The following is a 20,400-nucleotide window of genomic DNA, read 5'->3' as shown; positions in this document are numbered from 1 at the left end:
GCGCGCTGAGCGGCCGCCGGACGATATCATCTTGGAAGGACGATCACTCGATGCCAAGATCCTTGCGGACCTTTGCAAAATCGCCGCGCAGTGCTAGGGAACCCGAAGTCAGCGTCAGCTTTGCCGGCTCCTTGTCGTTGGCGATCCAGTCATACATGTTGAGCGCCGTCTCATAGCCGTGACGCTTCGGCGAGATGATGACGGTCCCGAAGAAGCCCGTCGCCGCCGGCTTCTTGAATTCGTTGATCGCCGATTCCGCCCCGCCGATGCCGACACCGATGACGTTGGCCGCCGGGATGCCGACCGATTCGGAAGCACGGACGGCGCCGAGGACGGCTTCGTCGTTGAGGCCGAAGGCGACCCAGTATTTCACGTCGGCATGTTTGTTGAGAACGGTAGTTGCCGCGTTGAGCGCCGCTTCCGTATCCGTCTTCGCCTGTGGCGCATCATAGATGTTTTCGGCCGGGAAGCCGGCGGACTTCAGCACCGACATCGCACCTTCGACGCGGTCGACGGCTGTCGGCAGTTGGTCATAGGAGACCCGCACGGCGCCGACATCCTTCATGTCCCAGCCGCGCTTTTTGATTTCGTCGACGATCGCCTGGCCGACGGTCTCGCCGATCTTGGTGGCCGAAATGCCCATATGCGGCACGTCTTCCAGCGGCTTGCCGTCGGCGCTAACGAGGCGGTCGTCGACCGTCATCAGCTTCAGCTGGTTGGCTTCGGCCTTGGCGACGATGCCCGGGCCGAGCTTGACGTCGGGCGTGCAGATGATGAAGCCCTGCGCACCCTGGGCGCCGAGATTGTCGATCGCCGACTGGACCTTCTCGCCGTCTTCGGCGCCGATTTTGACGACGGTGAAGCCTTTTTCCTTGGCGGCCTGGTCAGCGAATTTCCATTCGTCCTGGAACCACGGCTCCTCAGGTTGCTTGACGATGAACCCTATCTTGACGTCCGCGGAAAATGCCGAGCCGGCTGCCAGAATGGCGAAAGTGCCAGCCAGAATGGCTGCTTTGAACAAGCGCATGTCTCTCTCCCTAACTCTCAAAAACCAAGCCGCTGCCTCCCAGGCAATGTCCACTGAATTATGATAAATCATCATACCAGTCAATTGCCAATGTATGATGATTGGAATAATAGGATTATTAACGAGGTGCCGGGAGGAAGCGTCGCAAAGCGGATCGAATTCGGATAATCAGGTTCGGTTGCCTAGCACGCGAGACAGAGCGGAGAGGTGAATTGGAAATAATCGAGCGACAGAGCGGGGCCGAAAGCCGCCGCATCGAGCGCCGCCCGCGCGTACGCCGCAACGTCACGGCGGCGATCGCTCAGGATATCTGTGCGGACCGCTATCCCGCGGGCTCGCCGCTGCCCCGCGAAAACGATCTCTGCGAACTCTATGGCGTCAGCCGCACTGTCATTCGCGAATCGCTGAAAGTGCTGGAATCCAAAGGCCTTGTCCGTGGCAAGCCGCGCATCGGAACCACCGTCTGCGACAAGGATGACTGGAATATCCTCGACGCCGACGTGCTTGAATGGATGGGTCCCTATATCAAGGATTTCGACCTGCTCGGCTGCATTCTCGAAGCCCGCCGCACCATCGAGCCGGCAGCCGCCGAATATGCCGCCGAGCGCGCCAGCGCCCAGGAGATCGCCGATCTCGACAATGCCTGGCGGCAGATGCGCGACAGCGCCCGCGACCCGGAAAGCTTCACCGATGCCGACGTCATGTTCCACACGGTGCTGCTCACCGCCAGCCACAATCAAGTCTTTCGCCGCCTGTCGAGCGCCATTCACGCTGCGCTGAAATATGCGCTGCATGCCTCCAATATCGGCGTCGAGAATCGCGAGGATGCAGTGCTCGTCCACGGTCAGCTGGTCGAGGCCCTGCGCATGCGCGACAAGGCTGGCGCCCGCGAATGCGCCAACCGCATGCTTGATCTTGCGGTGCGCGATCTTGCCGCCGCCGAAAAAGCGATCGGCAGAACGAAATGACCGATCACGGCAAATCTGCGGACGCGCCGACGATCGCACACCCGGGAAGAGACTGAAAGAACAGCGATGAAGATCACCAAACTCACCACCTATATCGTTCCCCCGCGCTGGCTGTTTTTGAAGGTCGAGACCGACGAGGGCATCGTCGGCTGGGGCGAGCCGGTCGTCGAAGGCCGTGCGCTCACCGTTCAGGCCGCCGTCCATGAGCTGGAAGACTACCTGATCGGCAAGGATCCCTTCCTGATCGAGGACCACTGGACCGTGATGTATCGCGGCGGCTTCTATCGCGGCGGCGCCGCCCACATGAGCGCGATCTCGGGCATCGACCAGGCGCTGTGGGACATCAAGGGCAAGGCGCTCGGCCAGCCGATCCATTCCCTGCTCGGCGGCCAGCTTCGTGATCGTATCAAGGTCTATTCCTGGATTGGCGGCGACCGTCCCTCGGATGTCGCCAACAATGCCAGGGACGTGGTTGCCCGCGGCTTCAAGGCGATCAAGCTCAACGGCTGCGAGGAAATGCAGATCGTCGACACCAATGAGAAAGTGGAAAAGGCGGTCGAGACCATCGCCATCATCCGCGAGGCGATCGGCCCGCATATCGGCATCGGCGTCGATTTCCACGGCCGCGTCCACAAGCCGATGGCCAAGGTTCTTGCCAAGGAGCTCGATCCCTACAAATTGATGTTCATCGAAGAACCGGTGCTGTCCGAAAACAAGGAAGCCCTGCGCGATATCGTCAACCACACCTCGACGCCGATTGCGCTGGGTGAACGGCTCTTTTCGCGCTGGGACTTCAAGCAGGTCCTTTCGGACGGCTACGTCGACATCATCCAGCCGGATCTCTCCCATGCCGGCGGCATCACCGAATGCCGCAAGATCGCGGCAATGGCCGAAGCCTATGACGTGGCGCTGGCGCCGCATTGCCCGCTGGGCCCGATCGCGCTTGCCGCCTGCCTGCAAGTCGATGCCATCAGCTACAATGCCTTCATCCAGGAACAGAGCCTCGGCATCCACTACAACAAGGGCAACGACATCCTGGACTACATCTCCAACAAGGAGGTGTTCCAGTATGCCGATGGTTTCGTCTCGATCCCGCAGGGTCCAGGGCTCGGCATCGAGGTCGACGAGGCCTATGTCATCGAACGCGCCAAGGAGGGCCACCGCTGGCGCAACCCGATCTGGCGGCATGCCGACGGCAGCTTCGCCGAATGGTGAGAGCGCATAACCCCGAAAATCGAAATCGACTTTCGGAAAGGATTAGCCGCAATTCAAGTGATGGGGTCGCGCAGGCGGCCCTTTTTCATTCGCCGTGTAGGATGTCGGGGATCTCGTCCGTCATTGTGAAAACTCAAAGAGGAGATTTCAGGATGGCCAGAGCAATCGCAATCATCGTCGCCCGTATCATATTCAGCTTCGTCTTCTTCATGGCCGCCGGCTTCAAATTTGCCGATATCGGCGCAACAGCAGGCTATATCACCGCTGCCGGCTTTCCGATGGCGACATTCCTTACCTGGGTCGCCGCCTTCTTCGAGATCGCGCTGGCACTCGCATTTATATCAGGCGCCTTCTTCACCGAAGCCAGCCTGCTCGCAGCCATCTATGTGATCTTCCTCGCTTTCGCCTTCCACGGCCCATCCCATTGGCAACAAAACCAGGCCGAATTCGGCTTCTTCATCGATCACTTTACCTTCCTCGCCGGTCTGCTCTTTGCCGCCGTCCACGGACCGGAGAAATGGACACTGCAACACAGCCTGCTCAGGAGGAGCTAACGATCCGCTCTCGTTTCGGAACCAACTGCCGCGCCGAACAGTTCGCATGTCGGCAAAACGGCAAGGAGAGCCCACCCATGGAGCTGAAGGGAAAGATCGCACTGGTAACAGGCGCCGGTTCAGGCATCGGCAAAGCGGCCGCGTTGCGGCTCGCCGCCGAGGGGGCAAGGGTGGCCGCACTGAGCCGCACCGCCGACGAGGTCGAAAAGACCTGCGCCGAGATCAAGGCCGCCGGCGGCGAGTCGATCGTGTTGACGGCAGACACCAGCGACGAAGCGCAAATGCGGGGCGCCGTCGCGCAACTGACCGACACCTTCGGCGGCCTCGACATCGTTGTCGCCAACGCCGGGATCAACGGTGTTTGGGCGCCGATCGACGATCTGAAACCAGAAGAATGGGACAAGACCATCGCCGTCAATCTGCGCGGCACCTATCTGACCCTGCATCTCACTGTTCCGCATCTGAAGCGTCGCGGCGGTTCGATCGTCGTCGTCTCATCGATCAACGGCACCCGCACCTTCACCACGCCGGGCGCCACCGCCTACACCGCGACCAAGGCGGGCCAGGTCGCCATGGTCCAGCAGCTTGCCCTCGAACTCGGTCGGCATGGGATCCGCGTCAATGCCGTCTGCCCCGGCGAGATCGAGACCAATATCAGCGCCAATACCAATAGCCGCCGCCGCGAGGAGACGGAGGTTCCGGTCATCTGGCCTGAGGGCGATATCCCTATTGCCGGCGGAAAGGCCGGCAAGAGCGAGGATGTTGCCGAATCCATCCTCTTCCTTGCCTCCGACCGCGCCCGACACATCACCGGTACACCGATCTGGATCGACGGCGGCCAAGGCTTGTTGCGATGACCCTTGAACGTGTCGCGGCGTATCAGCCGTTCAGCCGGGCGCTGTCGAGCGTATAGAGTTCCTGCGCACGCTGAACGCCACGCAGGGCATAACGTCCGACGCAGGCGAGCGCGGTGCGCTCTTCCTCCGGTATGGCTGCGGCGAAATCGGAGGAGATCAGCAGGTTGAGATCGACAGAGCGGCACATCGAGGCGATCCGGCTGACCTCGTTGACTGCAGGACCGATGACAGTGAAGTCGAGCCGGTCCTGGCTGCCAATATTACCGTAGAAGACATCACCGATATGCAGGCCGATATAGACGTCGGTCGTCGCCCGGCCGTCGGCCGCGCGCGCCGCATTCAGCGTGATTAGCTTTTCCCTCAGCAGCGACTCGGCGCTCAGCGCCGCACGACACGTTTCGGCCGGCACCTCGCCCTTGAAGATGGCGAGCACACCGTCGCCGATCAGCTTCAGCACGTTGCCGCCGGACTCGTGGATCGCCGTGATCACCGCCTCGCTATAGTCGTTGAGCAGCGGGATGATTTCCTCCGGCGGCACGCTGTCGGAAATTTTGGTGTAGTTCAGCAGGTCGGAAAACCAGAGTGCCGCGGAAATCCGCTCCGATTTGCCGCGGCTGATCTTTCCCTCCATCACCTGGCGCGCGGCGTCCTCGCCGAGATAGACTTCTGCAATGGTGCGGGCGATGCGGCCGAGCGCGATGCATTTGATCGCCAGCCCCAACACCGGCACCAGCTTGCGCAGGATGGCGAGGTCGTGATCGGAGAAGCCCTCAGGATGTTTCGTCGCAAAATGCGAGAAGAAGCAATCCATCTCGCCGATCGTGCCAGCCTCGGAAAAACGATGCATCATAGCCACGAAATCCGTGTGGCCGGCTTCGGCGATCGTATCGAGCATGGAGAAATCGATCGGATCGCCGAAACCGAGACGCCGGCGTATCTCCCGCTCGTTGCGAGACCAAAGATGATAGAAGGCCGAACGCTGCCAGTTCGACGCCGCTTCCCCCGAAATCGTCGGACCATATTCGAACTCGGCCTGGATCTCCTCGATACTGTCCCAGCGGAAGGCGCGGCCCTCATGCACCGGATGCAGCGTATCCATCAGCGCCAAGCCGCGGTCGAGCGGCAGGCCGGCATCCCGGCAAGCCGAGCAGAAGCCGGTCATGAGCTCGGATTCGGAAACCCCCTTCAGTCCCTGCTCGGTCACCCAGGCTGCAATCGTGCTGACGTCGCTGTAATCCATGCCGCTCACCTTCACTCGTGCCAAAGCTGTAGCCCGAATTTGGCACGGAAGGAAAGCCAATTGGCTCAATCGGGCGCGGGCATATTGTAGGGCGTGACGATTTCGACTGATGAGAGCGAGGGCGTAACCGTGCGCGGCAAGGCGGTCGCCCGACTCATGATCGCCCGGAAGGCCGAACGCGCATCGGTTTTGAGATCATGATGCAGCACGAAGCCGATCCGACGCGCCGCAAGCAGGGCGCGATTATCGGCATCGAGATCATGGGCGACGAAAACGCGGACGGGGCGTTCGGCCATGTCGAAGGCCGCAAGCACCGCCCGGTTGCCGCCGCCGATCGAATAGACGGCGTTGATGGCGGGGTCGGCCGCAAGCGCTGCCGTGGCAAGCGTTCCCGTCGCCACATCGGTGCCGTGCCCCTCGCTGATTTCGGTAATGCCGATGTCGGGATAACGGGCGCGGATGACGCGGCGAAAGCCGATTTCGCGCTCCTCCTCGCCGCGGAACCTTCCGCTCGACAGCGTTACCAGCACCTTGCCGCCGCCATCACTCCCGAGGAATTCGCCGATGAGATAGGCGGCGGTCTCTCCCGCCGCCCGGTTGTCGGCGCCGGCATAGGCGATCCGCGCCGAATTCGGCAGGTCGGTCACCAGCGTCACGACAGGAATACCGGCCGCATCCGCCCGCGCGACGGCGGCGGCCACCTCGGTGACGTCAGGCGCCTTGAGCACGATGCCGTGCGTGCCGCGCAGCCGGATGCGATCGAGAAGCTGCGCCAGCTCGGCCGGCTTCATCACCTCGGCAAAATGGAACCGGCAGCGGAAGATGCCCGGCAGGAAGGTCGCCATCTCCGCCTCGAAGGCGGCCCGCACCGCATCGCTGAAACGCTGCGGCGTCTCCATGACGATATCGATTGCCAGCATGCGGCCGCTGCCCATTGCCCCTGGCTGCTGCTTCTCCAGCTCCGCGATCGCCGCCTTCACCCGCATCTCGGTCTGCCGGCGCACTCCCGGTCTGCCGTTCAGCACCCGGTCGACGGTCGCGGTGCTGAGCCCTGCCTGGAAGGCAATATCCTTGACGAGAAAGAGGTGTGCCATGCGACCGGCCTGATGGTTTTTTGATTGATTTCTGATCTATATCACCTGGCATCACGGCGTATAGTGCCTCCATGGAAAGAGGGAGGAGCCCGCCATGAAAACCGACAACCAGCAGAAACTGCGCGCCGACCGCGTCTGGCTGAGCGAAGACGCCTGCGATCTCGATGAGTTTCGCGCCCTTGCGGAAAAGACGACGGCACTTGCCGATTACCCCTCGGCGTCTGTGGTCGAAAAAAACGTGCTGATCTATGACAGCAGCAAGGTGATGACGGCGGCTGCAACGCCAGAAGGCCGACGCGCGGTCCTGGCGGAAATCTGCGAGGCCTTCGGCGATGGTCCTGGTGTCGTCGTGTTCAAGCGCGCTTACGAAGACACCGGCATCATCGACCGCGCCAGCACGATCTTCGATGCGATCATCGAGGAACAGCACCGCACCTCGACCGGCGGCGGCGACCACTTCGCCAAGCCCGGCGCCAACGACCGCATCTGGAATTCGCTGGAAAAACATTGCCTCGCCGATCCGGCAAATTTCGCCGAATATTACGGCAACGCCATCGTTGCGCTGGCAAGCGAAGCCTGGCTCGGTCCGAGCTACCAGATGACGGCGCAGGTCAACCGCGTCAATCCGGGCGGTTCGGCGCAGTCGGCGCACCGCGACTACCATCTCGGCTTTCAGTCCTCAAAGGTGATTGAGCAGTTCCCGGCACATGTGCATCGGCTTTCGCCGGTGCTGACATTGCAGGGTGCGGTCGCCCATTGCGATATGCCGCTCGAAAGCGGCCCGACGCTCTTCCTGCCGTACAGCCAGACCTATGTACCGGGCTATCTCGCGCTGAAGCGGCCGGAGTTCCGGGACTATTTCGAGACCAACCATGTCCAGTTGCCACTCGAAAAGGGTGACGTCGTCTTCTTCAATCCCGCCCTCTTCCACGCCGCCGGCACCAACCGCTCGGCCGGCATCAAACGTGTCGCCAACCTCCTGCAGGTCTCCTCCGCCTTCGGTCGGGCAATGGAAACCGTCAACCGCGAGAGAATGAGCGCTAGGCTGTTTCCCGCCTTGAAGACCTTGCAGGGCAGGCTCTCGCCTGACGAAATCGCCAACGCCGTCGCCGCCTGCGCCGAGGGCTACTCCTTCCCGACCAACCTCGACCGCGACCCGCCGCTCGGCGGACTGGCGCCGAAGACACAGGCGCAACTGATGCACGAGGCGTTGCGGGAAGGCTGGAACGATGAAGTCTTTACGGCAGCACTTGCCGAGCAGGCGCAGAAGAAGTTGAGCTGACGGGCAACGGAGCAAGCTGCCTATCCACACCGACGAAGGCCTTCCGCACCCGCGGGAGGCCATTCGTACGTCATCACAAAGGAGGAACCTCATGAGCACAGACCACGGTCGCCTCGACGGCAAGATCGCCATCGTCACCGGCGGCACGCAAGGGCTGGGAGCAGCCATCGCCCGTCTCTTCGCCGAACGCGGCGCGGAAGGCATCGTCATCTGCGGCCGCAACGAAGCCAAGGGCAAGGCGAGGGCGGCGGAGATTTCGGCTGCGACCGGCGCCAGGATCGTCTACGTCAAGGCCGACCTCGGCAAGGTCGAGGATGTACAGAATGTCGTGCGCACCTGTGACGAGACCTTCGGCCGCGTCGACGCGCTGGTCAATGCTGCCGCCATCACCGATCGCGGCACCATTCTCGATACCAGCCCGGAACTCTTCGACTCCATGTTCGCCGTCAATGTTCGTGCGCCGTTTTTCCTGATGCAGGAGGCGGTGAAGGTCATGCGCCGCGAAAACATCGAGGGTACGGTCGTCAATATCGGCTCGATGTCAGCCAAAGCCGGCCAGCCCTTCATCGCCGCCTATTGCGCCTCCAAGGGCGCGCTGGAAACGCTGACGAAGAACACCGCCTACGCGCTCCTGCGCAACCGGATCCGCGTCAATGGTCTGAACATCGGTTGGATGGCCTCCGAGGGCGAGGACCGGATCCAGCGCGAATATCACGATGCCCCTGCCGATTGGCTGGAGAAGGCGGCGGCAAGCCAGCCCTTCGGCCGACTCGTCGATCCGCACGAGGTGGCGCGCGCCTGCGCTTACTTGTCGTCGTCCGAATCCGGCTTGATGACCGGCTCGGTCATCTGCTTCGACCAGTCGATCTGGGGCGCTTACGACGGCTCGCCGCATCCGGTCGCGGCCCTCTGAAGCGACCGGAGCCCGGCATTTCCATCGCCGGGCTCTGGCACCTCCAGCTTTTTGCCGCTAGGAAAAGAACGGCAGCATTCAGGGAGGAAACTGGCATGGGCGACAATCCGATTTATGAGATCCGCGACGAACGCTTCGGTGCAATGGTCATCGGCAGCGCCGGCCTCGAGGAGCTTTATTCCGGCTGCCGCTGGACGGAAGGCCCCGTCTGGTTTTCCGATCTGAACTGCCTTCTTTGGAGCGATATCCCGAATGAACGCATGATGCGCTGGACACCGGATGGTACGGTCTCCGTCTTCCGCTCGCCCTCCAACTACGTCAACGGCAACACCCGCGACCGGCAGGGCCGGCTGGTCTCCTGCGAACATGGCGGGCGCCGTGTCACCCGCACCGAGACGGACGGCACCATCACCGTTCTCGCCGACAGCTATCATGGCAAACGGCTGAACTCGCCGAACGACGTCGTCGTGCACTCCGACGGCGGGGTCTGGTTCACCGACCCGACCTACGGCATCCTGTCGGATTATGAGGGCCACAAGGCCGAGCCCGAGCAGCCCACGCGCAATGTCTACCGGATCGACCCCGTAAGCGGGACGATCAATGCCGTCGTCGAGGATTTCATCCAGCCGAACGGCCTTGCCTTCTCGCCTGACGAAACCAAGCTCTACATCGCCGATTCCGGCTCCGCAAAACATGAAGTGCCGCGCCATATCCGCGTTTTCGACGTCATCGACGGCAGGGCGCTTGCCAACAGCCGCTACTTCTGCAGCCTCGATGTCGGCCATCCCGACGGCTTCCGTTTCGATATCGCCGGCAATCTCTGGACGAGTGCCTCCGACGGCGTGCACTGCTTTTCGCCCGAGGGAACGCTGCTCGGCAAGATAAGGGTGCCGCAGACGGTGTCCAACCTCACCTTCGGCGGCCCCAAGAAAAACCGGCTTTTCATCACCGCGACGCGTTCAGTCTATTCGATTTATATCAAGACGACCGGCGCGCAATATCCATAGATCAGGCCTTCGCCTTGTCGGGGCGGCCGTGCAGCGGCTCGGCCCGATGCCAGTTTTCCAGGATGCGGCCATCGGTGTGTTTCTGCTTTGCCCAGCGGATGCCGTTCGAGATCACCTTATGCACGGTTTTGTCGTGATAGATCGGATAGGTCTCGTGGCCGGGGCTGAAAAAGAAGATGCGCCCACGCCCGCGCTGGAAGGTGCAGCCGCTGCGGAACACCTCGCCGCCGGAATACCAGGAAATGAACACCAGCTCGTCCGGCTGCGGAATATCGAAGGGCTCGCCATACATTTCCGAGGCATTGACCTCGAAATAGGGCGGCAACCCCTCGGCGATCGGATGCGAGGGATTGACCACCCAGACGCGCTCCAGGTCGCCTTCCGGCGTCTCGCGCCAGGAAAGGTTGGCATTGGTCCCCATCAGCCGGCGGAAGAGCTTGGAATGATGGCCGGAATGCAGGACCAGCAGGCCCATGCCCTTGAGCACGCGCTGCTGCACGCGGTCGATCAGCCCGTCGCTGACCTCCTCATGCGCCATATGCCCCCACCAGAGTAGCACGTCGGTATTGTCGAGCACGCTGTCCGGCAGGCCTTGATCAGGATCATCGAGCGTGCCGCGACGAATTTCGAAATCCGGATGGGCAATGCCTGACGCGATCGCTCCGTCGATACGATCGGGGTAAATCTCCTGAACCTCCTTGTGGAGCTGCTCGTGGCGTCCCTCGTTCCATATGGTGACCTTGATTGTCATGGCATTCCTCGATGTTTAGGTCTTGATGTGTCGGGCGAAACTGTCAGGCGGTTGCCGGGCGGATCACCCGGCCAGCGGAATCGAACAGATGGCAGGCGGCGGGATCGGCCGTCAGCGACACACGGTCACCCGGCCGCACGGCGATATCGCCCTCGGCGCGCACGACGATCGGCTGCTCCTGCGAGCCGACGGTCATGTAGGTCTCGACGCCGAGGCGCTCGACGATGACGACTTCGGCCGTAAAGTGCTCCTGGCCCTCGGCTGCGATCTTCAGATGCTCCGGCCGGATGCCAAGCTTGGCCTCGCCCTGCGGCACCGCGCCGTCGGCGTCGGCGAGATCGAGCGAAAGCCCGATCGGACTGTCGAGATGCACCTTGCCGGCAGCAAGCCGCGTTACAGCAACGGGAATGACGTTCATCTTCGGCGAGCCGATGAAGGTCGCGACGAATTCGTTGTCCGGCTGATGGTAGAGCGACATCGGCGCACCCTCCTGCGCCACCACGCCCTTGTTCAGCACGACGATACGGTCGGCCATCGTCATCGCCTCCACCTGGTCGTGGGTGACGTAGACAACCGTCGCCTTCAGCTCGCGGTGCAGGCGCTGCAACTCGGCGCGCATCTGCACGCGCAGCGCCGAATCGAGGTTCGACAGTGGCTCGTCGAACAGGATCAGCGCCGGCTTCTTGATGATGGCGCGGCCGATCGCGACACGCTGGCGCTGGCCGCCGGAAAGGGCGGCCGGGCGGCGGTCGAGATAGTCGGTGAGCTGCAGGATTTCGGCGACACCTTCCACCTGCCGGCGGATCTCCGCCTCCGGCACCTTCTTCAGGCTGAGCGAGAAGCCGATGTTTTCGGCAACGCTCATATGCGGATAGAGCGCATAGGACTGGAACACCATGGCGATGCCGCGCTTGTCTGGCGGCACGTCGTTGATGCGTTTGCCGTTGAGGATCAGGTCGCCGTCGTCGATGCCTTCGAGGCCGGCGATCATGCGCAGCAGTGTGGACTTGCCGCAGCCGGACGGGCCGACGAAGACCGCGAATTCGCCGTCTTCCACGGTGATGTCGACGCCCTTGATAACCTCGAGCGCGCCGTAGAATTTGCGAACGTTTCTGAGATTGATCATCTGTTTCTCTTTCTTGATCTCAGCCCTTCACGCCGCCCGAGAATGTCTGGACGAGGAAGCGCCGCGCAAAGCCGAAGGCGACGACGGCAGGCAGCAGGTAGATGAATGCCAGAGCCGTCAGCAGGCCATAATCGATCTCGTTGATGCGCAGGAAGGCGCGGAAAAGACCGAGCGGCAGCGTCTGCAGCTCCGGCGACGACAGGAAGATCAGCGGCAGCAGGAAATCGCCCCAGGCCGACATGAAGGCGAAGAGACCGGCAGCGGCAAGCCCGGGCAGCGCCAGCGGGATCAGCACCCGGCGGATGCGCTGTATCAGTGTTGCCCCATCCATCAGCGCCGCCTCCTCATAGTCCCTCGGCAGCCCGTCGAAGAAGGTCTTCATGATCCAGAGCGCCAGCGGCAATTGCATCGTCGCAAGCACCAGGATCAGCCCGAGATAACCGTCGATGAAGCCGGTCCAGCGCATGATGTCGCGGGCATAGCTGCCGAAGATCGGTCTGAGCACCGCCGCTTCCGCATTGTTCAACGTCAGCAGGAATTTGTAGAGCGGCACGACGAGCGCCGTCGGCGGCAGCACCCGGATGAGCAGGATCGCGTAGAGGAAGGGCAGCTTCCACCAGGCGCGGGTGCGCGACAGCGCATAACCGCCGAGCCCCGAAAGCACCATGACGAGCAGCGTCGCGCTAGCGACCACGAAGAGCGAGTTGAACAGCCACTTCGCCCCGTCCTCCTTGGTGAAGACGCGGATGTAGTTGGCGAAGGTCCACTGCTCCGGCCAGTGCAGGAAGAGCTGGGCATTACCGTCGAGCGAGGCAAGCAGCACCCAGAAGAAGGGCACCGCGCAGAAGATCGAGATCAGCGACAGCGTCGCATAGGCGATGAGGTCGGAGCGACCCTTGTTTGCAGTTTCGCTTGGGGAAACGACGGCCATGTCAGACCTCCACCTTCATGGCCCGGACATAGGCGATACCTAATATCAGCGAGATGACGAGCGCGACGACGGCGACCGCGGCACCATAACCCAGCTGGAACGACGTAAAGGACTGGTTGTAGATATAGATGCTGATCACCTCGGTCGCCCCGCCCGGTCCGCCGCGCGTCAGCGCATAGACCAGGCCAAAGACGGCGATGGTGGAGACGGCCGAGATCAGCATGTAGAGCAGGATCGTTGGCATCATCAGCGGCAGGGTGATGCGGCGAAACATCTGCGACGGAGTGGCGCCGTCCATGCGCGCCGCCTCATAGATCTCCGCTGGAATGGTGCTGAGGCCGGCCGTCAACAGGATCATCGCCGTGGCGATGCCGCGCCAGGTGTTGACGACGATGATCATCGACAGCGGGAAGACCTGCAGCCAGTCGGCCGGCGTGATGCCGAAAAAACTGACGATGCGGCTGAGTGTGGCATTATCGCCGCCTGCCAGCATCGAGATCCACATGAAACCGGCGACGACTTCAGGGGCTGCATTCGGCAACAGGATGATCGACGAGAACACCCGCCGAAAGCGGATCGGTCGGCGCAACGCAATTGCCGAGATCAGGCCGAGCACGAACTGGCCGATCACCGCCGAACCGATGACGAAGACGAAGGTGACGAACAGGGAATTCCAGAACTTCGCGTCGTTGAAGAGCCGCGTGTAATTCCTGAAACCGACGAAACGGGGCCGAAGGGCCGCGGCCCCGGTCAGCGCTTCATTGGTGAAGCTCAGATAGATCGAATAGAGGGCCGGATAGATGACGAAGGCCAGAAGCAGCACCAGCGAGGGCAGCAGGATCAGCAGCCATTGCCGCTCGGCGCGCTTTTCATGAGAGTTTCGGGCCATGGAAGCTCACAAACCTTATCGATGGAACCGGCTTATCGAATGAAAGCGGGAAGACGCGGGCGTTGGCGCCGCGTCCCGTCCTGGCGGAAGAGAGGGTGCCGGAGCCTACTTGACCATGTCGTCGCCGAGCGTTTCCTTGACGTAGTCGACAAGGATCTTCTGGGCGCCGGCGGCATCGGTTTCCTTGCGCAGCAGCGCCTCGGTGGCGCGCGCCACACCTTCCGAGACCGTACCGAAACCGGAGGCCTGTTTCAGGAACACGCCGTTTCCGGCCGCCGCGTGGATCGGAACCAGTTCCGTTAACTTCTGGAACTCGCCATTGTCAGCCGCATCCGTGCTGGCGGGGATGTTGCCGATGCGGGCAGCGTAGGAAATCTGCGTCTCGATCGAGCCGATCTCCATCAGCGCCTTGATCGCCAGCTCGGTATTGGCCGACTTGGAATTGACGGCCCACGGCGCAGCGAGATTGGCAAGCACATATTGGCCGCTGCTCTGGCCGGGAACGGTCCAGGTGCCGACCACCTTCGTCACGTCAGGGATCGGATTCTTGCTTTCGCGACCCCAGTCGAAAATATAGCACCAGGAGCCGCAGGTGGTCGCGGCGAGCTTGCCTTCCGGGAACATCTGGTACTTCGGCACGACCCAGGGCTCGGGTCCGAGCAGCGGCTGCGTCGGCATCAGATCCTTGTCGATCAGTTCCTTGTAGACGTTGAAGACATCCTTGATGCCTTCGCCATTCAGATCGAGCTTGCCGTCGGCATCGACCAGCTGCGGCGTCTTGGAACCGACGAGCAGATGCTGGAAGCCTTCGTCGAAGGCACCGCTTCCCCAGGAGACGCCGGCCGGGAAGAGCAGGCCGTAGGCGCCGGTCTTCTGCTTGACTTCGGCCGCGCGGTCGAGAAGCTCCTGCCAGGTCTTCGGCTGTTCGGTCGAGATACCGGCCTTTTCGAGAACGTCCTTGCGATAATAGATTTCCTGGATGCCGAGCATGAACGGCATCACATAGGTTTCACCATCCGGGCTGACGGCAAGCTCCTTGGCGACGTCATAGAGGTTGGCGTAGCCGTCCCAGGCCTTGAACTCCTTGGTAACAGGCGCGAGGTAACCGGCCTCCACCATGTCGGCGACGGCAGCCGTCGTCGGGATGGAGAACAGGTCGGGCGCGTTGCCGGCGCCGAGCTCGGTCAGGAGCTTGGTCAGATAATCCTTGTCGGGTGCCGGATATTCGATGACCTCGACGGTGACGCCATATTTCTTTTCGATCCGCTCGACCGTCGACTTCATCGCATCGATGCCGGCCTGACCATGATTTGCAATTCGGATTGTTTCTGCCTGTGCCAGCGTCGAAACCGCGCTCAGCAGAATGGCGCATAGGCCGCCAAGAACCATTTTCTTCAACGGAAGTCCTCCCTTTTTTAGAGACACGGCGCCCTCCAGCACCGGTTGCGAAAATGTACACGCATTCCAAACACTGACAAGACGGTTTTTGAAAAGATTCGAATGCGAGTTTTAATATACTGATATTACTTATCTATTTAGATATTGCCATCGCCATAATGTTTGTGTAATCGTGTGCACAGCAGGGAGGAATTTCATGACTAGGAAATTGCGCCTCGGCGTCATCGGCGCCGGCTTGAAGGCGGCGGAATATGCCGAGAGCTGGGTCAAGATGCCGGAGATCGAATTTGCTGCACTCGCCGACACCACGGCGGCGTCGCGCCAGCGCCTGATCGACGTCTGCCTCGCCGCCGACACACCCAAACCGAAGGGCTTCGAGGATTATCGCCAGATGCTTGCCGAATGCCGGGGCGAACTCGACATCGTCTACGTCTCGACCCCGCACGCCTTCCATGCCGAGCAGGCAACTGCCGTCGCCGAGGCTGGCCTCGACCTCTTCCTGGAAAAGCCGATGGTGACGACGGTCACTGAAGCCGAGAGGCTGATTGCCGCGCAGAAAAAGAGCGGCGCCACCATCGTCACCGCCTTCCAGGGCGGCCTGTCGCCGCTGGTCCTCGACACGCGCCGGCGGGCTCTCACCGGCGAATTCGGCGCGTTGATCGCCATATCGGGCATGATCTGGGAAAGCTGGTCGTCCAATTATGACGGCCACTGGAAGCAGCAGCCTGATATCTCCGGCGGCGGCTTCATGTTCGACACCGGTGCCCATATGATGAACACGGTCTGCCTGCTCGCCAATTCCGATTTCGACAGCGTGTCGGCCTACATGAACAATCACGGCAGACAGGTCGATATCGCCACCGCCGTCTCCGCCCGGCTGAAGAACGGCGCGCTCGCGACATTGACGGCCGCCGGTGAAGGCCCTCCGGGCTGCGCTTCCTATATCACCTTCTTCTATTCGAAGGCGATCGTGCGCATCGACGCCTGGGGAGGCTGGCGCGAGATCAGTATCGGGCGTACCGCCGAGCCGCGCGAGGAAGCCGAGATTCTCGGCAACCCGATGAAGAATTTCCTCGCCATTCGCGAGGGAAAGATGGAAAACTCCGGCTCCGTTGAAATGGGCCTCAGATTCGCTAGGCTATGGGATGCAATCAAGGAATCGGCAGCGGCCGACGGCGCTTCCGTCAGGATCGTCGCCCGATAGGCGTTGAAGATGAGCGGTATGAGCAGACGGCGGATCACCTCGAAGGAACTGGCGAAACTCGCCGGCGTCTCCTCCGCCACCATTTCCCGCGCCTTCTCGCCGGATTCGCGCATTGGCAGCGCCACGCGCGACCGCATCCTCGCCGTCGCCCGTGAACACGGCTACCAGCCGAACGCGATCGCCCGCTCGCTGAACAACCAGCGTTCGCGGCTCGTCGCCCTCGTCGTCAATGCGATCGGCAACCCTTGCGAGGCCGAGGAGCAGCAGCTTCTCGTCCACCGTCTGCAGGCGAGACAATTGCTGCCGATCATCCTCTGCTGCGCCGATCATTCCGACCGGCTGCAGTTGATGCGCCTTGCCTCCACCTATCAGGTCGATCACGTCGTCGTCTTCTCCGACATGGTGTCGATGCAGGATGCCGTCGATATCTTCCACACGACGAAGCCGATCATCGTCTCCTTCGAGCCGCTCGAAAACGAAAGCGTCTCCAGCATCCGCATCGACGGCGCTGAGGCCGCCGACGAGATCATCGACAAGATCATCCGCGACGGCAAGAAGCGTTTCGCCTACCTCTCCGGCACCAATTCAAGCTGGATCGACAAGCTCAGGCGCAAATGGTTCGCCGATGCGCTGGCCAAGCGCGGCCTTGCTTTCGAGGCACAGGCCTTCGGTGACTACTCCTATGATTCCGGCTTCAAGGAAGCCGTGCTCCTGCTGCACCGGGATAAGGTCGATGCCATCATCTGCGGCAACGACGTCATGGCGATCGGCGCACGTGATGCAGCCCGTCGGGTGATTGGCAAGAACACGCCTGATGATATCGCCATCGTCGGCCAGGACGGCATTGCCATGGCCGCCTGGGATTGCAACGACCTGACCACGCTGAGCCTCGACCACGTCGCCTTCATCGATGCCGTCGTCGAACTGATCGAACGCCATGACGCCGAGGTCGAAGGCCCGCACAGCATCACGCTCACCTGCACCGCCCGCTGGGGCTCGACCGCCTGACAGCTCGCATACCCATTGCATCAAGGAGGATAGTATGACTCAATTTTCACGCGCCGAAAGGCGCCGCACCGTCCCTGATGCCGTAACCGGGAGAGCCTGAAATGCGTTCCGTCGTTTCCTTCAACGAAGGCTGGAGTTTCCATGAGGGCTTCGGCCAGCGTTTGCTCGAAGCTTTCGATGCGGCCAAGTCGGTCAGCCTGCCGCATACCGCCGTCGAACTGCCTTTCAGCTATTTCGACGAGACCAGCTATCAGCGCGCCTTCACCTATCAGAAGGTGCTGCGCTGGCTGCCGGAATTCGAGGGCCGCGAGGTCTCGCTCGTCTTCGACGCCGCCATGGCCGACAGCGTCGTCTACCTGAACGGCGAAGAGATCATTGCCCATAAGGACGGCTACACTCCCTTCGAGGTCCGCCTCACCGGCAAGCTCGTCAAGGGCGAGAACCTCGTCACCGTCAAGATCGACGGCAGCGAAAACCCCGACATTCCGCCTTTCGGCGGCCGCATCGATTATCTGACCTATGCCGGCATCTATCGCGACGTCTGGCTGAAGGTCACCGACCCGGTCTCGATCCGCAATCTCAAGATCGAAACCACTGACGTTCTTCGCCCGGAGAAATCGGCGACCATACGCGTCGACATCGCCAATCCCGAGGGCCGCAGCTTCTCGGCGACCGTCACCGCCACGCTGAAACAGGCCGACGGCACGGTGGTCGCCACTGCCGCGACCGAAACGATTGGCAGCCGCACCACGCTCTCGTTTGGCGGCCTCACCGGCATCGCCCTCTGGGACATCACCGATCCCACGCTCTATGACGTCACCGTCGAGCTCAGGACCGAACACGGCTCCGACCGTATTTCCACCCGGTTCGGCTTCCGCACCGCCGAATTCACGCCGGAAGGTTTCCTCCTCAACGGCAAGCCGCTGAAGCTGCGCGGCCTCAACCGTCACCAGGCCTTCCCCTATGTCGGTTATGCCGCCGGCCGCTCTGCCCAGGAGCGTGACGCCGACATCATGAAGACGGTGCTGAAGTGCAATGTCGTCCGCACTTCGCATTATCCGCAGTCGAAATGGTTCCTCGATCGATGCGACGCGATCGGCCTGCTCGTTTTCGAGGAGATCCCCGGCTGGCAGCATATCGGCGATGCCGACTGGCAGCAGGAATCGATCGAGAACGTCCGCCGCATGATCGAGCGCGACTGGAACCACCCCTCCATCATCATCTGGGGCGTGCGCATCAACGAATCGCAGGATAATCACGATTTCTACGCCGAGACCAACCGTCTCGCCCGTGAACTCGACAGCACCCGTCAGACCGGCGGCGTGCGTTATCTCACCGAGAGCGAGCTGCTCGAAGACGTCTATACGATGAACGACTTCATCCTCGGCAACGAGGAACTGCCGGGCGCCAACCGCCCGCGCACCGCGCTGCGCGCCCAGCAGGAAAATACCGGACTATCGCACAAGGTGCCGTACCTCATTACCGAGTTCAACGGCCACATGCACCCGACGAAGATTTATGACCAGGAGCAGCGCCAGGCCGAGCATGTGCGCCGTCACCTGGAAGTGCTGAATGCCGCCTATGGCGATCCCGATATCTCCGGCGCCATCGGCTGGTGCATGTTCGATTACAACACCCACAAGGATTTCGGCTCCGGCGACCGCATCTGCTATCACGGCGTCATGGACATGTTCCGTGAGCCGAAATTCGCGGCCTATGCCTATATCAGCCAGTGCGACCCTTCCGAGGAGATCGTCATGAAGCCGGTGACCTTCTGGGCGCGCGGCGAACGCAATATCGGCGGCGTGCTGCCGCTGATCATCCTGACCAACTGCGACGAGGTGGAGCTGCAATATGGCTCGCTTTCCAACCGTATCGGTCCGGACCGCGAGAACTACCCGCATCTGCCGCATCCGCCCGTCGTGCTCGACCATCGTCATTTCACTGCCGATGAGCTCGGCACCTGGGGTCTCGAATGGATCGACGGCACCTTCACCGGTTATATCGGCGGCGAGCCGGTGGCCAGCCTGACGCTGGCGGCCGATCCATTGCCGACGACCCTGGAAGTGGTTGCCGATAGCCCCACGTTGAAAGCCCGCGAACGCGACAGCACGCGCGTCATCATCCGCGCCCTCGACCAGCGCGGCCAGCGTCTGCCTTTCATGAACGACAGCATTTCGCTGAAGGTGCACGGCCCGGCAAGGATCGTCGGCCCGACCAACGTGCCTCTGCAGGGCGGCACCGCCGGCTTCTGGTTGGAGGCGACAGGGTTCACCGGCGAGATCACCGTCAAAGCGGTCTCCTCTCGTTTTCCTCCGGTGAAGGTCAGTGTGACGGCCGCCTAGCGCATAACCCGGAAATCGAAATCGATTTCGGGGTTATGCGCAAACTCAAAGTGTTAGAGCGTCCTTAGCGCATCTATAGACGCGCGGCGTTCCAATGGCCCTCACGCGATCCGCGCGTGTGTTTCGGGATCGAAGAACACGGCCTTATCGAGATTGAAGGCGAGGCGGGTGTTTTGTCCTGGCGCGATGCCGGTATCGGCGCGCAGGCGGGCGACGACGGATTTGCCGCCGAGCTTGGTGACGGCGAAGGTGTCGGAGCCGGCGGGTTCGACCACCTCGATCAGGCAATCACCCTCGGTCAGCGAGCGTGCCTTGCGGTCGGCGCCATCGGGATCGGTCAAGGCCTCCGGGCGGATGCCGAAGATCACCTGTCTGCCGGTATAGGCGCTCAGGCCGTCATTGCCTGAGATGACGGGCAATCGGAGCGGGGCGGCATTCGGCCGCTCCAGCGAGACTTCGAGGCCGCCGGCGCCGTTCTCGACGGTGGCGGTCAAGAGGTTCATCGCCGGCGATCCCATGAAGTCGGCGACGAAGATGTTGGAAGGGCTGTTATAGATCTCGGCCGGCGTGCCGAACTGCTGCAGCACGCCG

The 20,400-nt window shown here is 61.9% G+C and carries 19 protein-coding genes; 10 read left to right on the top strand and 9 right to left on the bottom strand.

Going from position 1 to position 20,400, the window contains the following annotated elements:
* Window positions 1–43 precede the first annotated feature (43 nt).
* Window positions 44–1,027 (bottom strand): arabinose ABC transporter substrate-binding protein, encoded by a 984-nt coding sequence (locus V8P77_RS30365; protein WP_335915899.1) that lies wholly within the window; start codon window positions 1,025–1,027, stop codon window positions 44–46.
* 212 nt (window positions 1,028–1,239) lie between these two features.
* Here V8P77_RS30365 and V8P77_RS30360 point away from each other — a divergent pair, with 212 nt between their 5' ends.
* From V8P77_RS30360 to V8P77_RS30345, 4 genes are all read left to right on the top strand, one after another.
* Window positions 1,240–1,995 carry a FadR/GntR family transcriptional regulator gene (locus V8P77_RS30360; RefSeq protein WP_335915897.1) on the top strand — a complete coding sequence of 252 codons (756 nt, stop codon included), beginning with the start codon at window positions 1,240–1,242 and terminating at the stop codon, window positions 1,993–1,995.
* Between the two features lie 66 nt (window positions 1,996–2,061).
* On the top strand, window positions 2,062–3,210 hold the full coding sequence (gene dgoD / locus V8P77_RS30355; RefSeq protein WP_335915896.1) for a galactonate dehydratase: 1,149 nt from the start codon (window positions 2,062–2,064) through the stop codon (window positions 3,208–3,210).
* Window positions 3,211–3,362: 152 nt separating this feature from the next.
* Complete coding sequence (locus tag V8P77_RS30350; protein WP_168265076.1) at window positions 3,363–3,764, top strand: DoxX family protein; 402 nt, start codon at window positions 3,363–3,365, stop codon at window positions 3,762–3,764.
* A gap of 77 nt (window positions 3,765–3,841) precedes the next feature.
* Entirely contained in the window at window positions 3,842–4,621 is a 780-nt protein-coding gene (locus V8P77_RS30345; RefSeq protein WP_335915891.1) for an SDR family oxidoreductase, read from the top strand.
* 22 nt (window positions 4,622–4,643) lie between these two features.
* Here the strand turns inward: V8P77_RS30345 and V8P77_RS30340 are convergent, their stop codons facing one another.
* On the bottom strand, window positions 4,644–5,861 hold the full coding sequence (locus tag V8P77_RS30340; protein ID WP_335915889.1) for an adenylate/guanylate cyclase domain-containing protein: 1,218 nt from the start codon (window positions 5,859–5,861) through the stop codon (window positions 4,644–4,646).
* A gap of 65 nt (window positions 5,862–5,926) precedes the next feature.
* Window positions 5,927–6,955 carry a LacI family DNA-binding transcriptional regulator gene (locus V8P77_RS30335; protein WP_335915887.1) on the bottom strand — a complete coding sequence of 343 codons (1,029 nt, stop codon included), beginning with the start codon at window positions 6,953–6,955 and terminating at the stop codon, window positions 5,927–5,929.
* A 94-nt stretch (window positions 6,956–7,049) separates the two neighbouring features.
* Here V8P77_RS30335 and V8P77_RS30330 point away from each other — a divergent pair, with 94 nt between their 5' ends.
* The 3 genes from V8P77_RS30330 (at window position 7,050) to V8P77_RS30320 (ending at window position 10,157) form a co-directional block, all read left to right on the top strand.
* Window positions 7,050–8,237 (top strand): phytanoyl-CoA dioxygenase family protein, encoded by a 1,188-nt coding sequence (locus V8P77_RS30330; protein ID WP_335915886.1) that lies wholly within the window; start codon window positions 7,050–7,052, stop codon window positions 8,235–8,237.
* A 91-nt stretch (window positions 8,238–8,328) separates the two neighbouring features.
* On the top strand, window positions 8,329–9,150 hold the full coding sequence (locus V8P77_RS30325) for an SDR family oxidoreductase (RefSeq protein ID WP_335915885.1): 822 nt from the start codon (window positions 8,329–8,331) through the stop codon (window positions 9,148–9,150).
* 95 nt (window positions 9,151–9,245) lie between these two features.
* Window positions 9,246–10,157, top strand: a complete 912-nt coding sequence (locus tag V8P77_RS30320; RefSeq protein WP_335915884.1) for an SMP-30/gluconolactonase/LRE family protein — start codon at window positions 9,246–9,248, stop codon at window positions 10,155–10,157.
* 1 nt (window position 10,158) lies between these two features.
* Here V8P77_RS30320 and V8P77_RS30315 read toward each other — a convergent pair whose 3' ends face one another.
* The 5 genes from V8P77_RS30315 to V8P77_RS30295 form a co-directional block, all read right to left on the bottom strand.
* Window positions 10,159–10,908 (bottom strand): ThuA domain-containing protein, encoded by a 750-nt coding sequence (locus V8P77_RS30315; RefSeq protein ID WP_335915882.1) that lies wholly within the window; start codon window positions 10,906–10,908, stop codon window positions 10,159–10,161.
* A 43-nt stretch (window positions 10,909–10,951) separates the two neighbouring features.
* Window positions 10,952–12,034 carry an ABC transporter ATP-binding protein gene (locus V8P77_RS30310; RefSeq protein ID WP_335915880.1) on the bottom strand — a complete coding sequence of 361 codons (1,083 nt, stop codon included), beginning with the start codon at window positions 12,032–12,034 and terminating at the stop codon, window positions 10,952–10,954.
* Between the two features lie 19 nt (window positions 12,035–12,053).
* Window positions 12,054–12,965 (bottom strand): carbohydrate ABC transporter permease, encoded by a 912-nt coding sequence (locus tag V8P77_RS30305; protein WP_027689374.1) that lies wholly within the window; start codon window positions 12,963–12,965, stop codon window positions 12,054–12,056.
* Window position 12,966: 1 nt separating this feature from the next.
* Window positions 12,967–13,854 (bottom strand): carbohydrate ABC transporter permease, encoded by an 888-nt coding sequence (locus tag V8P77_RS30300; protein ID WP_335915876.1) that lies wholly within the window; start codon window positions 13,852–13,854, stop codon window positions 12,967–12,969.
* Window positions 13,855–13,959: 105 nt separating this feature from the next.
* A complete protein-coding gene (locus V8P77_RS30295; RefSeq protein ID WP_335915875.1) occupies window positions 13,960–15,252 on the bottom strand; it encodes an ABC transporter substrate-binding protein in 1,293 nt (430 codons plus the stop codon).
* A gap of 196 nt (window positions 15,253–15,448) precedes the next feature.
* Here V8P77_RS30295 and V8P77_RS30290 point away from each other — a divergent pair, with 196 nt between their 5' ends.
* The 3 genes from V8P77_RS30290 to V8P77_RS30280 all read left to right on the top strand — a co-directional run bounded on the left by V8P77_RS30290 (window position 15,449) and on the right by V8P77_RS30280 (window position 19,809).
* A complete protein-coding gene (locus V8P77_RS30290; protein WP_335915874.1) occupies window positions 15,449–16,456 on the top strand; it encodes a Gfo/Idh/MocA family protein in 1,008 nt (335 codons plus the stop codon).
* 9 nt (window positions 16,457–16,465) lie between these two features.
* Window positions 16,466–17,464 (top strand): LacI family DNA-binding transcriptional regulator, encoded by a 999-nt coding sequence (locus tag V8P77_RS30285; RefSeq protein WP_335915873.1) that lies wholly within the window; start codon window positions 16,466–16,468, stop codon window positions 17,462–17,464.
* 101 nt (window positions 17,465–17,565) lie between these two features.
* Window positions 17,566–19,809 carry a glycoside hydrolase family 2 protein gene (locus tag V8P77_RS30280; RefSeq protein WP_335915872.1) on the top strand — a complete coding sequence of 748 codons (2,244 nt, stop codon included), beginning with the start codon at window positions 17,566–17,568 and terminating at the stop codon, window positions 19,807–19,809.
* A gap of 101 nt (window positions 19,810–19,910) precedes the next feature.
* Here the strand turns inward: V8P77_RS30280 and V8P77_RS30275 are convergent.
* Window positions 19,911–20,400 (bottom strand): TOBE domain-containing protein (locus V8P77_RS30275; protein WP_507237392.1); only part of this gene is annotated, 490 nt, incomplete at its 5' end.

It is taken from the genome of Rhizobium aouanii, from assembly GCF_037002925.1.
Classification (GTDB): Bacteria; Pseudomonadota; Alphaproteobacteria; order Rhizobiales; family Rhizobiaceae; genus Rhizobium; species Rhizobium aouanii.
The sequence above is the reverse complement of the archived record's forward strand: the minus strand, read 5'-3'. Positions and strand labels throughout refer to the sequence as shown.